Source organism: Streptomyces sp. NPDC001604, assembly GCF_042893475.1.
GTDB lineage: Bacteria > Actinomycetota > Actinomycetes > Streptomycetales > Streptomycetaceae > Streptomyces.
Map to the genome: position 1 here is coordinate 1 of NZ_JBIAUY010000028.1, position 12582 is coordinate 12582.

Annotated in this window: 11 protein-coding genes and 1 riboswitch; of the genes, 5 read left to right on the forward strand and 6 right to left on the reverse strand. The window is 70.9% G+C overall.

Features of this window, described 5'->3' with window-relative positions; translation table 11 throughout:
• Window positions 1–279: 279 nt before the first annotated feature.
• Window positions 280–864: a flavin reductase family protein gene (locus tag ACFY1E_RS44560; RefSeq protein WP_389087429.1), complete on the reverse strand. Its 585-nt coding sequence runs from the start codon at window positions 862–864 to the stop codon at window positions 280–282.
• A 327-nt stretch (window positions 865–1191) separates the two neighbouring features.
• Here ACFY1E_RS44560 and cdgB point away from each other — a divergent pair, with 327 nt between their 5' ends.
• Together cdgB and ACFY1E_RS44570 are read left to right on the forward strand one after the other, a co-directional pair.
• Entirely contained in the window at window positions 1192–2847 is a 1656-nt protein-coding gene (gene cdgB, locus ACFY1E_RS44565; RefSeq protein WP_389087432.1) for a diguanylate cyclase CdgB, read from the forward strand.
• 133 nt (window positions 2848–2980) lie between these two features.
• The gene (locus tag ACFY1E_RS44570) at window positions 2981–3925 is read left to right on the forward strand and encodes a CBM35 domain-containing protein (RefSeq protein WP_389087434.1); all 945 of its coding nucleotides are present in this window, start codon (window positions 2981–2983) and stop codon (window positions 3923–3925) included.
• A 10-nt stretch (window positions 3926–3935) separates the two neighbouring features.
• Here ACFY1E_RS44570 and ACFY1E_RS44575 read toward each other — a convergent pair whose 3' ends face one another.
• The 3 genes from ACFY1E_RS44575 to ACFY1E_RS44585 all read right to left on the reverse strand — a co-directional run bounded on the left by ACFY1E_RS44575 (window position 3936) and on the right by ACFY1E_RS44585 (window position 7119).
• Window positions 3936–4865: a 1-phosphofructokinase family hexose kinase gene (locus tag ACFY1E_RS44575; protein WP_389087437.1), complete on the reverse strand. Its 930-nt coding sequence runs from the start codon at window positions 4863–4865 to the stop codon at window positions 3936–3938.
• 101 nt (window positions 4866–4966) lie between these two features.
• Window positions 4967–6178: an N-acetylglucosamine-6-phosphate deacetylase gene (nagA, locus tag ACFY1E_RS44580; protein ID WP_389087439.1), complete on the reverse strand. Its 1212-nt coding sequence runs from the start codon at window positions 6176–6178 to the stop codon at window positions 4967–4969.
• A complete protein-coding gene (locus ACFY1E_RS44585) occupies window positions 6178–7119 on the reverse strand; it encodes an ROK family protein (protein WP_389087442.1) in 942 nt (313 codons plus the stop codon). Before ACFY1E_RS44585 ends, nagA begins: the two co-directional genes overlap by 1 nt.
• 161 nt (window positions 7120–7280) lie before the next feature.
• Here ACFY1E_RS44585 and ACFY1E_RS44590 point away from each other — a divergent pair, with 161 nt between their 5' ends.
• From ACFY1E_RS44590 to otsB, 3 genes are read left to right on the forward strand one after another with little or no spacing between them, the layout of a single operon-like run.
• The gene (locus ACFY1E_RS44590) at window positions 7281–8501 is read left to right on the forward strand and encodes an ABC transporter substrate-binding protein (protein ID WP_389087673.1); all 1221 of its coding nucleotides are present in this window, start codon (window positions 7281–7283) and stop codon (window positions 8499–8501) included.
• Window positions 8502–8540: 39 nt separating this feature from the next.
• A complete protein-coding gene (locus ACFY1E_RS44595; protein ID WP_351480763.1) occupies window positions 8541–8801 on the forward strand; it encodes a DUF3263 domain-containing protein in 261 nt (86 codons plus the stop codon).
• Between the two features lie 58 nt (window positions 8802–8859).
• The gene (gene otsB / locus ACFY1E_RS44600; protein ID WP_389087444.1) at window positions 8860–9765 is read left to right on the forward strand and encodes a trehalose-phosphatase; all 906 of its coding nucleotides are present in this window, start codon (window positions 8860–8862) and stop codon (window positions 9763–9765) included.
• A gap of 42 nt (window positions 9766–9807) precedes the next feature.
• Here the strand turns inward: otsB and ACFY1E_RS44605 are convergent, their stop codons facing one another.
• Window positions 9808–11199, reverse strand: a complete 1392-nt coding sequence (locus ACFY1E_RS44605; RefSeq protein ID WP_389087447.1) for a trehalose-6-phosphate synthase — start codon at window positions 11197–11199, stop codon at window positions 9808–9810.
• 95 nt (window positions 11200–11294) lie between these two features.
• Entirely contained in the window at window positions 11295–12239 is a 945-nt protein-coding gene (locus ACFY1E_RS44610; RefSeq protein ID WP_389087449.1) for a glucosyl-3-phosphoglycerate synthase, read from the reverse strand.
• A 172-nt stretch (window positions 12240–12411) separates the two neighbouring features.
• Window positions 12412–12568, forward strand: a riboswitch (SAM riboswitch).
• The last annotated feature ends 14 nt before the right edge of the window (window positions 12569–12582 follow it).

Genomic DNA, 12582 nt, shown 5'->3' on the forward strand with positions numbered 1-12582 from the left:
GCGGGGACTGCGTCCCCTGCACCCCGCTTCGGGGCTCCGCCCCGGACCCCGATCGGCCTGAACGGCCTCGTCCTCAAACGCCGGACGGGCTGAAACGTGCGGCCCGGAGCTCAGAAGTGGGCCCCTGCCTCTTCCTCGAACGCCGGACGGGCTGGAAGATGCGGCCCGGAGCTCAGAGGTGGGCCCCTGCCTCGTCCTCGAACGCCGGACGGGCTGAAAGATGCGGGCCGTGCCTCAGCCTCAAGCCGGACGGGCTGAGAATGCACGCCAAGCGCCAGCTCACCCCAACTGCCGATACCGCCCCCGGAAGTACGCCAGCGGCCCCCCGTCCGCGCTCGGGACCGCCGCTGTCAGTACCCGGCCGATCACCAGGGTGTGGTCGCCGGCCTGTACACGCTGCTCCGTGCGGCATTCCAGGGTGGCCAGGGCGCCGCCCACCAAGGGAGCGCCGGTTGCCTCTCCGCGGACGTACGGGATGTCCTCGAACAGCAGTCGGTCGCTGATGCGGCCCTTCATCGCGAAGCGGCCCGCGATGTGGCGCTGGCTCTCGGAGAGGACCGAGACCGCCCACAGGGGCTGCTCGTCGAGCAGGTCGTCCATGCGGGAGCCCTCGCGCAGGCTGACCAGGACCAGGGGCGGGTCCAGGGAGACGGACATGAACGCCGTCGCCGTCATGCCGACGTCCTCGCCGCCCGGTGCCGTCGGGTCGTCCGGGTCGAGCGGCGGCTCCTGCGCGGTCACCAGGACCACACCCGCGGCCAGCCGGGACATGGCGGCGCGGAACTCCTCGTTGCTCACCCCCTCAGCATGCCCGGAGGCGGGCGGGGCAGTGATCGGGAATGTGGCAGCGGGAGTGTTCGGCACGCCGGAGACGCTAGTGTCCGCCCCGCACGGACCGCATCGGGCCCCCGGCCGATACCGGACCTAGGACCATCGGCGGAGCCCCGACGTAACCTTGGGCGGCGCCTCCACATACCGACAAACTTTGCGTTCAGTAAACGCACAGGGAAAACGCAGAAACACCACTCAATTGTTCATCTTTAGCTGTGACTTGAGTCACAAGAGGCATGAATTGTTGACCCTGTGTACCGAGTGGGCAGCGCATTGTGATTCAGTGGCTGGGAAGCTGCCAATGACGATACGCCGATGAGAACCCTTGATTCGCTGCGAGGTCTCGGGGGGAGGGCGAGCATGGAGACCGAGTCGGAGCCGTACGTCCGTCTTGCGACCCTGCGGCAATTGCACCAGGTCATGGCTGACATGAACACGGCCCGAAGCCTGGCGGACACACTGCAGACCGTCGCCGACGGCGTGGTCAACGGTCTCGGTTACGAGCTGGCCTGTGTCAATCTCGTACGTCCGGACGGAGACCTCGTCGTCGCCGCCTTCGCCGGGAACCCGGCGGCCGAGGCGCTCATCACCGGCCGGGTCGGCTCCCGGGAGTCCTGGGAGCGCCGGCTGAGCATGGGCGAGCACTGGGGCGACCTGGTCTTCATACCGCACACCGAGGGCTGGGTCCTCGACGACGACGACGTGCCGCAGTGGTACACCGACGGCCCCGCGCCCCGCTTCGACGACGAGTGGCATCCCTCGGACCGGCTGTTCGCCCCCATGTTCACACCCCCCTCGCCCGGCGGCAGCTGCGGTGAGCTGATCGGCGTCCTGTCCGTGGACCGGCCCCGCAACGGTCGGCGGCCGGGCGCATGGGGTCGCGAAGCGCTCCAGATGTATGCGTTCCAGGCCGCCATCGCGATCAGCAACGCGCGTCTACGTGCGAATATGCAGCGGGCACTGGTCAGACTCGAAAGGGACCAGCAGGCCCTGCGGGCCAGTGAGGAAAGCTTCAGGCAGGCCTTCGAGTACGCCCCCTCCGGCATGGCGATCGCCGAGATGGGCGGCGACCAGCACGGCCGGATCCTGCGGACCAACGACGCGCTGTGCCGTCTGCTCGGCCGCCCCGCCTCCGCGATGCGCCGCTACGCCTTCTCCGACCTGGTCCACCCCGAGGACATCGGCACCCTGCTGCGGACGTCGGCCGAGGGCGGCCGGGCGGAGCTCCGGCTCGGTCGCCGGGACGGCACGTACGTCTGGGTCAGCCTGCGCAACTCCGTCGTCGCGGACGCCGCCGACGGGCCCCGCTTCCTGCTCACCCATGTCGAGGACATAGAGGACCGCAAGCGGCGCGAGCTGCAGCTCGCCCACCGCGCCTCCCACGACTCGCTCACCGGCCTGCCGAACTCCGCCGAGCTGCGCTCCCGCCTCTCCTCCCGCCTCTGTCAGCGCGCTGAACACCCCGGCGCCCTGGAGTCCCTGGACGCGGCGTACGGCCATCCCGTCTACGACGCGGGCGGCCACGGCTTCGACTTCCGGCCCGGCGGCGTCGAGGTGTACGACGGCTTCGACCACCATGTGCACACCGCCGCCCCGCAGAGCGATCACGACGACGGCACCAAGGGGCTCGCGGTCCTCTTCTGCGACCTCGACGGCTTCAAGTCGATCAACGACCGGTTCGGGCACAACGCGGGTGACGCAGTTCTCATCGAGGTCGCCCGGCGGCTGTCGCGGGCCGTGCGCGACGGTGACACGGTCGCGCGGCTCGGCGGCGACGAGTTCGTGATCCTGGCGGACGGGCTCGGCCGGGCCGACGCCCAGGACCTGGCCGTACGCCTGCGCAACGAGATCATCCAGCCGATCCGCGCCGAGGGGCGGGCCGTGCGCGTGGGCGCCAGCTTCGGCATCGGGTGGGCGCACTGCGGCATGACCGCGGACGAAGTGTTGAAGTCTGCCGACGAGCGGATGTACGTAGAGAAACGATCTCGTCCCAAACAGCACAGACGCGCGGGCTGATCTCCAGGTCAGGGGCCAGGTCTGCGGAACGATGCGATCCGAGTCACCCGTTTGGGGCAGCCGGAGCGGGTAGGCTCGCCATTCTGACCCCACGTATCGCGTTCGACCCGCACCGCTGAGGAGTACCACGGAGATGACGTCCGGCAACAACGGCGCCAGCACGCCCGAGGACGACGACCCGTTCGGCTACCTCTACGCCGACGGGCAGGCCAACGGCGCGCAGCCCCCGTCCGGTGGCGGCGGCTACGGCTACCCGGGCTCCGTCAACCGGAACCGCGCGGTCGGCCAGCGCCAGTACGGCCAGCCGGCCCAGGTCCAGCAGACGGCCGCCTACGGCCAGGTCCCGCAGCAGCAGGGCGTGTACGGCCAGCCGAACGCCCACTACGCGGCGCCGGAGACGCTCCCTGGCGGCAGCGCTCCCACGGCCCCGCAGCAGCCGGCGTACAGCGGCGGCGGTCGCCGCGGCCCCAACACCAAGGGTCTGCTGATCGGCGCGATCGCGGTGGTCGCCGCGGTGGTGATCGGCATTGGCGTGGCGATGATGAACGGCGACTCCAAGGACGACAAGGCGGGCGGCTCCTCCAGCACGCCGTCCACCTCGCAGAGCTCCGAGCCGAGCCCGTCGGCGAGCAGCAGTGCGTCGGCTGAGCTGCCGAAGACCGATGCCAAGGATCTTCAGCTCGGCGGTACGGCCGCCAAGGCGTCGGATGTCCAGGGTGCCAAGGCGGCGGACGGCACATATGTGGGCAATCTCAACAACGTCGGGTCCTCGGTGACCTGGACCATCGACAACATTGCCGAGGCCGGCGACTACACGGTCTTCGCGACCTACAGCGTCCCCGGCCAGGACCAGTCGATGACGCTCCTCGTCAACGGCACGCCGTCGGGCCGGAAGTTCAACCTGAGCAACTTCGCGCATGGCCCGGACGGCGACTTCACCAAGGGCTGGACCAAGACCTTCGCCTGGACCACCCTCAAGAAGGGCCCGAACACGCTCACCCTGACCTGCCAGGCGGGCGACAAGTGCAACGTCCTGCTGGACCAGTTGTGGGTGAAGAAGGGTCAGGTCAAGAACTAGGGGCCCGGTTTCAAGCCGCGCTGACCTCCCCGGTCACCGCGACCCGCCCCAGCAGTTCCTCGTAGGCCCCCCGGTCGAACTCCCCCGCCACCGGCGCCAGCACGGTCGCTGCCGACAGGGCCACCGCCCGGGCCAGCCGTTGCGGCCATGGGAGTTGCTCCGTCAGTCCCGACAGCAGGCCCGCGGCGGCCGAGTCGCCCGCGCCTGTCGGGTTGCCGTGGAGGCGGGCCGGTGGGGTGGCGTGCCAGCGGCCTTCCGGGGTGACCGCCAGCAGGCCGTTCGTGCCAAGGGAGGCGACCACCGACCGGGCGCCCCGGCGGCGGGCGTCCTGGGCGCCGCGCAGGGGGTCGTGGGAGCCGGTGAGTTCGGCCAGTTCTTCGGTGTTGGGTTTGACGAGGTCCGGGCGGGCTGCCACACCGCGGCGCAGGGGTTCGCCACTTGTGTCGAGGAGTACGGGGACGCCGGCCGCCTTCGCGAGCCGTATCAGGCCCGCGTACGCGCCCACCGGCACCCCGGGCGGCAGGCTGCCGCACAGGGCTACCGCGGACGCCGGTGCGAGCAGGTCCTCGTAGGCCTCCTGGAAGGCGGACCACTCGGCGGGGGTGATGGTGGGGCCCGGTTCGTTGAGCTGCGTGGTGTCGCCGGTCCGGTCGTCCACCAGCGCGATCGTGCGCCTTGTCGGACCCGCGACCGGGACGAGGGCGTCCACCAGGCCGGGGGTGGCGGTCAGCAGGTCCTGGACCGTGCGGCCCGTGGCGCCGCCCGTGAAGCCGGTGACCGTCACCTCGTGGCCGAGGGCCGCGAGCACGCGCGCCACGTTCACGCCCTTGCCGCCGGGCCGTTCGGTCACCTCGGTGATCCTGTGCGAGGCGTGCGGTGTGAGCGCCGGTACGCGGTACGTGAGGTCGAGAGCGGTGTTCAGCGTGACCGTGAGGATCACCTGGGCCGACCTCCCCCGAAGACGCATGCCGAACGCACGCCGAACGGACGGCGGCCCTCCCATTTTCGCAGGACGACCGCCGTCCTCAACAGCCGGACAGATCAGCCCAGTTGGGGATCGACCACCCATTCACCGCGCCGCATCACGCCCTTGAGGGCGAATTGATGGTCAAGAACGACCAGGTCGGCGTCCTTTCCGGGCTCCAGGGAGCCGATCCGGTCATACAGGCCGAGCAGTTTGGCGGGATTGGCCGAGATGGCGGTGACGACGTCCTCCACCGGCAGCCCGTCCACGGTCACCGCCCGCTGGAACGCCCGGTCCAGCGTGAGCGTCGACCCCGCGATCGAGCCGCCCTCCACCAGACGGGCCACGCCGTCCGTGACCTCCACCTCCAAGGGGCCCAGGAGATAGCGGCCGTCGCCGAAACCGGCCGCGTCCATCGCATCCGTGATGAGGGCCACCCGGTCCGCGCCGGCGTGATGGAAGGCGAGCTGGAGGGCGGCCGGGTGCAGATGCGTGCCGTCGTCGATGAGCTCGACGGTGACGCGTTCGTCCTCCAGCAGGGCGGTGATCGGGCCGGGGGCCCGGTGGCCGATCTGCGGCATCGCGTTGAACAGGTGCGTCGCGACCGTCGCGCCTGCGTCGATCGCCGCCACCGTCTGCTCGTACGTCGCGTCGGTGTGCCCGATCGCCGCGATGACGCCGAGTTCGGCGAGGAGGCGTACGGAGTCGAGGCCGCCGGGGAGTTCGGCGGCGAGCGTGACCATCTTGGCCCTGCCCCGGGCCGCGTCGATCAGTTTGCGCACCGCCGCCGGGTCCGGGTCGCGCAGCAGCTTCTCGGAGTGGGCGCCCTTGCGGCACGGGGAGATGAACGGGCCCTCGAAGTGGATGCCGGCGATGTCGCCCTGCTCGGCGAGCTCGCTCAGCAGGCCCGCCCGCTGGGCGAGGAGATCCATGTCGTCGGTGACCGTCGAGGCGACCAGGGTGGTCGTGCCGTGCACGCGATGGGTGTGGATGCCGGTGAGGACGTCCTCGACGGTGCCCGAGGTGAAGGAGGCTCCGCCGCCGCCGTGGTTGTGGAGGTCCACGAAGCCGGGCACCACGTGGTGGCCGGTGAGGTCGATCACCTGGGCGTCAGGTGATGCCGTACCGGCGATGCGAGTGCCCTCGACGAACACCCTGCCGTTCTCGACGGTTCCGGTGGGGAGGACCACGTGGGCGCCGGAGAGCACCAGGGGGGTGCCGGTCGCTGCGGGCTGCGGGTGGTGTGTGGCTGGTCGCGCAGTTCCCCGCGCCCCTGAGGGGGGTGTCATCAGGGCGTTACCTCCGTGCGGTCAGTCGTGGCTAGGAGATCCCAGGCCATGAGCCCTGCGCCCAGGCATCCGGCGCTGTCGCCCAGCGCCGCGGGGACGATCGTCGGCAGTTTCTGGAACGTGACCCGCCGCCGGACGGCCTCCCGGAGCGGTGTGAACAAGGTGTCGCCCGCCTCCGCGAGGCCGCCGCCGATGATCAGGGTGCGGGGGTCCAGCAGGGTGAGGGCGGTGACCAGGCCGTCGGCCAGGGCGTCGACCGCGTGCTGCCAGACTCGTACGGCGTTCGGGTCGCCGGACGCGACGGCCTTCGCGCAGTCGGCGGCGTCCGCATCCGGATCTCCGCAGGCCTGCGCCCAGGCCTCGCTGACCGCCGCCGCGGAGGCGTAGCGCTCCAGACAGCCCCGCTGGCCGCAGGGACAGGGGCTGCCCCCGGGCCGTACGACGATGTGGCCGATCTCGCCCGCGAATCCGTGTGCGCCCGCCTCCACCCGACCCGCAATGCCGATCGCACCCGCGATGCCGGTGCCGAGGGGGACGAAGAGGAAGCGGTCGGCGCCCTGACCGGCGCCGATGCGGCCCTCCGCGAGACCACCGGTGCGTACGTCGTGGCCGAGGGCGACCGGGATGCCGAGTCGCTTCGCGAGCAGATCGCGCAGGGGTACGTCGCGCCAGCCGAGGTTGGCCGCGTAGGAGGCGATGCCCCGGTCGGCGTCGACGATGCCGGGGACGGCGACGCCGGCGGCGGACGCGGGCTCGCCGAAGTGCTCGACGCCGTGCGCGCTGAGCTCGGCGGCGAAGTCGAGGATGCCCTCGACGACCGCTTCCGGCCCCCGCTCGCGGCCGGTCGCCCGGCGCGCCTGGTGGAGGAGGCCGCCGTCCTGCGCGACCAGCGCGGCCTTCATCCCGGTGCCGCCCACATCCAGGGCGATGACATGTCTCACGGGGGACAGTGTGGCCCGAGGACCCGCAAGAGGTCTAGTCCACTTACGTGGTGTAGACCTATCGTGTCCACATGTTGAACAGCGAGACAGTAGGGTTGGGGTCAACAGCAGTGCAGCGGCGGGGTAGGACAGGAACGATCGCGGCGGTGTCCGCACTGGGCATGACGGCGGTCCTCGGCGGCTGCGGCCTGACCGGCGGCGGCTCGGGGGACGTCACTCTGAAGCTGATCGCCGCGGACTACGGAGACTCCGCCGCCAACAGCTCCCAGAAGTACTGGGACGGGCTGGTCAGGGAGTACGAGAGCAAGCACTCCGGTGTGAAGATCGACGTCACCGTGTACTCCTGGAACGACGTGGACCGCAAGGTCAAGGAGCTGGTCGACGCGGGCGAGGCGCCCGACATGGCGCAGATAGGCGCGTACGCCGACTACGCCGACAAGGGCCTGCTCTACTCGGCCGACGACATGCTCTCCATCAGCACCCAGGCCGACTTCGCCTCCCAGCTGGCCACCGCCGGACAGGTGAAGGGCGTGCAGTACGGGCTGCCGTTCGCGGCCTCCACGCGGCTGCTCTTCTACAACAAGACCCTCTTCAAGAACGCCGGGCTCACCCCGCCGAAGACCTGGAACGAGCTCGCCGCCGACGCCAAGGTGCTCAAGGCGCGCGGGGTGAAATACCCCTACGCCCTGCCGCTCGGCCCGGAGGAGGCGCAGGCCGAGACGATGCAGTGGCTGCTGAGCGGCGGCGGCGGTTACACCGACACCGTCGGCACCTACGGCATCGACTCCGCGCAGAACATCGACACCTTCAACTGGCTCAAGGACGACCTGGTCGACAAGGGCCTGACCGGTCCCGTCCCGCCCGGCAGCCTCAACCGCGCCACCGCCTTCGCCGCCTTCGCCAAGGGCGAGGTCGGCATGCTCAACGGGCACCCCTCGCTGATGAAGATCGCCGCGCAGAAGGGCGTGAAGTTCGGCATGGTGCCGATGCCCGGCAAGGACGGCGCGAGCAAGAACGCCATGGGTGTCGCCGACTGGATGATGGCCTTCAAGAAGAACGGCCACGCCGAGCAGGTCGGCAAGTTCCTCGACTTCGTCTACAGCGAGAAGAACGTGCTCGCCTTCTCCCGCGAGTACGACCTGCTGCCGGTCACCACCTCCGCCTCCGACGTGATGAGCACGGGCAGGCAGGACGCCGCCCTGGCGCCGTTCCTCAAGCAGCTGCCGCTGTCCGAGCTCTACCCGGTCGACAAGACCTCCTGGGCCTCGGTCGCCGTGGCCGTCAAGAAGCACATAGGCAACGCGGTGGCCCCCGGCGGCAACCCGGCGGCCACCCTCGCGCAGCTGGAGTCGACGGCGTCCATGGCGGAGAACGCGCACTAGGCGCGGGCGCTGTCAGCGGCGGGGGTTACGGTTCAGGACATGGACCAGGAGCAGTCGGCAGGCCGCGAGCCGCGTGAGCCTCTGGGCGAGCGCGAGCAGGCCGTCCTCGCGCTCGAACGCCGGGGCTTTCCGGGCCCCGGCGCCAAGGAGCGCGCCATACGCGAGGAGCTGGGCCTGGCCCCCGTCCGCTACTACCAGCTGCTCAACGCCCTGCTGGACGACGAGCGGGCCCTCGCCCACGACCCGGTGACGGTGAACAGGTTGCGCAGGGTGCGCGAGACCCGCCGAGCGGAGCGCTGACGGCCGGCGCTCCCCTGAGCCATGGGTGCGCCCTGCCCTGCGCGGTTATGGTCACCGTATGGGCACCCATACGGACACGGACTCGACGCACTCCATGGACCCCCTGCCGACGCCCGCCACACAGGCGGGCCGGGACGGGCTCGCCGCGATCCTCGCGAACCCCGCGAAAGCGGTGGTCGGCCTGGACTTCGACGGCACCCTCGCCCCGATCGTCGCGGACCCCGAGCAGGCCCGCGCCCACCCGGAGGCGCTGCCCGCGCTGGCCGCCCTCGCCCCGCGGATCGCCTCCGTCGCGGTGGTCACCGGCCGCCCGGCCGGCGTCGCCGTGCGGAACGGCGGCTTCGGGGGCGTCCCCGGCCTGGAGCACCTGGTCGTCCTCGGCCACTACGGCGCCGAACGCTGGGACGCGGTCAGCGGCAACGTCAGCGCACCCGCCCCCCACCCCGGCGTCGCCGCGGTCCGCGCCGAACTCCCCGGCTTCCTCGACCGCATCGGCGCCTGGCAGGGCACCTGGATCGAGGAGAAGGGCCGCGCCGTAGCGGTCCACACCCGCCGCGCCTCGGACCCCCAGGCCGCCTTCGAGGCCCTGCGCGCCCCCCTCACCGACCTCGCCACCCGCCACGGCCTGATCGTCGAACCCGGCCGCCTGGTCCTCGAACTGCGCCCGCCGGGCGTGGACAAGGGAGTGGCCCTCCTGGAGTACGTCCGCGAGATCGACGCCTCGGCGGTCCTCTACGCAGGCGACGACCTCGGCGACCTCCCCGCCTTCGCCGCCGTCGAGAAACTCCGCTCCGACGGCACCCCCGGCCTCCTCGTCTGCAGCGGCAGCGACGAGGTGACGGAACTGCGCGAGCGCGCGGACCTGGTGGTGGACGGCCCAGAGGGCGTCGTACGCCTGCTGCGAGCCCTGGCGGCGCAGCTCGGCCTTTCAGCCCGTCCGGCGTCTGAGGACAAGGCCCCTTAAGGGCCGAGAAGGCGGGGGTCTGGGGGCGGCAGCCCCCAGACCTCACCCCCGCAAAGCCTCCAGCTGCTCAAGAAACCACTGCGCCGGCGGCAACGCCGTGGCTGCTGCGGCGAGCCGCTTGCTGCGCTCCGCCCGCTCAGCCGCCGACAGGCACAACGCGGCGTGCAGCGCCTGCGCCGTCCCGATCACGTCGTACGGGTTCACCGTGATCGCGTCCTCGCCCAGCTCGGCGTGCGCGCCCGCCTCGCGCGACAGCACCAGCGCGCAGCCCTCGTCGGAGACGACCGGCACCTCCTTCGCGACCAGGTTCATGCCGTCCCGGATCGGGTTGACGAGGGCCACGTCGGCCAGCCGGTAGGCGGCCAGCGAACGCGCGAAGTCGTCCTTGACGTGCAGCACGACCGGCGTCCAACCGGGCGTCCCGAAGTGGGAGTTGATCTCCTGAGCCACCCGCTGCACCTCGGCCGTGTAGTCGCGGTACACGGCGAGGTCCTGCCGGGAGGGATAGGCGAACGCCACGTGCACGACCCGCTCACGCCACTCGGGGTGGTCCTCCAGCAGCTGCCGGTACGCCAGCAGCCCGCGCACGATGTTCTTCGACAGCTCGGTGCGGTCGACCCGCACGACGGTCCTGCGCCCGGCGCCGATCTCCTCCTTCAGCGCGGCCATCCGCTCGGCCACATCGGCCTCGTGCGAGCGCTTGCGCAGGAAGTCCGCGTCGGCGCCCAGGCCGTGCACGCCGATCTCCGTGCCCCCGAGGCCGCCCACCACCGCCGTGGCGCACGCCGTGAACGCGTCCGCCCAGCGCCGGGTCAGAAAGCCCAGCCGGTCGGCGCCCAGCATGCCGTGCAGAAGCTGCTCGGCGATGTCGTCCGGCAGCATCCGGAAGTAGTCCACCGGCGCCCACGGCGTGTGCGAGAAGTGCCCGATCCTGAGGTCCGGCCGCAGCTCCCGCAGCATCCCCGGCACCAGGCACAGGTGGTAGTCCTGCACCAGCACCGCCGCGCCCTCGGCCGCCTCCTGGGCCAGCGCCTCGGCGAAGGCCCGGTTGTAGGTCTCGTAGGACGCCCACTGCCGCCGGAACTCCGCGTCGAAGTCCGGCTCCAGGGGCGTCTGGTACAGCATGTGGTGCACGAACCACAGCACCGAGTTCGCGATGCCGTTGTACGCGTCGGCGTGCACGTCGGCCGGGATGGCCAGCATCCTCACCCCGTCCTCGCCGACCCCGCGCCGTACCGCCTCGCGGTCGCCGTCGGACAGTGCCGAGCACACCCACAGGGCGTCCGCGTCGGGCCCGATCGCGGAGAGGCCGGAGACCAGCCCGCCGCCGCCGCGCCTGGCGGCCAGCGAGCCGTCCTCCTGTACTTCGTACGAGACCGGGCCGCGGTTGGACGCGACCAGCACCTGATGACCAGCGCCGTTCGTGGAAGCCATACGCCTCAACCTAGCCCGGCCCGTAAACGCTCAAACGTATGTCTGGGCTCTGCGGGTGGACCGTATACACCGCCCAGGCCGCGTAACGCGCCGCCTCAGGCGACCTTGCGCGACGCGTACTCCGCGATCTCCACCATCGGCGGCCGCTCCTCCGTGTCCACGGAGTAGGTGCGCGGCTCGAAGCCGTCCTCGCCCCGTTCGAACTGGGTGAGGGAGGGACGGATGAGGTGGCCGCGGGCCAGCCTCAGCTGTGCCGTGCGGTAGATCGCGGCGGACATCCGGCCCAGCGCCTGCCCGTCCTGGTGACGGTGCTTGCGCACCCCGACGTCCACCTGGGCGAGCGCGTCGAGGCCCACCAGGTGCAGGGCGTCCACCAGCATGCCCAGCTCGACGCCGTACCCGACGGGGAACGGCAGCTGTTCCAGCAGGCTGCGGCGGGCCGCGTACTCGCCGCCGAGCGGCTGCACGAAGCCCGCCAGCTGCGGCCAGTGCATGTTCAGCAGCGGACGCGCCATCAGCTCGGTGACCCGGCCGCCCTGGCCCTGGGCGCCGGCCAGCGGACGGTCGTACATGCCCTTGACCAGGTCGACCCCCGGCTCGGTGAGCAGCGGGCCGACGATCCCGGAGACGAAGTCGGAGGAGAACTCCTTCAGGTCGGCGTCGATGAAGCAGACGATGTCCCCGCTCGTGACCAGGAGCGAGCGCCACAGCACCTCGCCCTTGCCGGGGACGGTCGGGATGCTGGGCAGGATGTCGTCACGGTGGACGACCCTGGCCCCGGCCGCCGCGGCGACCTCGGACGTGCGGTCGGTGGACCCGGAGTCGACGACGACGATCTCGTCGACGAGCGGGACCTGCTGCATCAGGTCGTGACGGATGATCGCGACGATGTCGCCAACCGTCTCCTCCTCGTTGAGCGCGGGCAGCACGACGCTGACCGACTGCCCGGTGCGCTGCTTGGCGGCCAGGATCTGGTGGAGAGGGCGATCGGTCAGGGACCAGGAGCGGGTGCTCAGCCAGCGCTCGACTTCTTCCAGCACGTAGGCGGCTCCTCTGCGTTCTCTCGGCGAAAGCCGGATCATCATGTGATCCATCTCGCGGTTCGGACGACTATCTCAACTGTCCTGGCCTTCGGTTACAGTCTTGAACAACGCTGGTGACCATCGCATGTCGGGGGTCGTCCAGCGTTGAACGAGTTGAACAACCGAATACCGCTCATCCAGAGGGGCAGAGGGATACGGCCCGATGAAGCCCCGGCAACCCTCCAGCCGGTCTCGTACCGATCGATGCCGATCGTTCCGCGAGGCTCCCGGCTAGGGAAGGTGCCAAATCCGTCTCACGGCGAGATGCGTCGTGAGGAAGATGAGGAGAAAGGGCCTCGCC

Coding starts and splice junctions, on each gene's coding strand:
- nagA (WP_389087439.1), bottom strand. CDS start 6,178: ATGACACCCCCCTCAGGGGCGCGGGGAACTGCGCGACCAGCCACACAC.
- cdgB (WP_389087432.1), top strand. CDS start 1,192: ATGGAGACCGAGTCGGAGCCGTACGTCCGTCTTGCGACCCTGCGGCAA.
- ACFY1E_RS44605 (WP_389087447.1), bottom strand. CDS start 11,199: ATGGCTTCCACGAACGGCGCTGGTCATCAGGTGCTGGTCGCGTCCAAC.
- ACFY1E_RS44570 (WP_389087434.1), top strand. CDS start 2,981: ATGACGTCCGGCAACAACGGCGCCAGCACGCCCGAGGACGACGACCCG.
- ACFY1E_RS44595 (WP_351480763.1), top strand. CDS start 8,541: ATGGACCAGGAGCAGTCGGCAGGCCGCGAGCCGCGTGAGCCTCTGGGC.
- otsB (WP_389087444.1), top strand. CDS start 8,860: ATGGGCACCCATACGGACACGGACTCGACGCACTCCATGGACCCCCTG.
- ACFY1E_RS44590 (WP_389087673.1), top strand. CDS start 7,281: ATGACGGCGGTCCTCGGCGGCTGCGGCCTGACCGGCGGCGGCTCGGGG.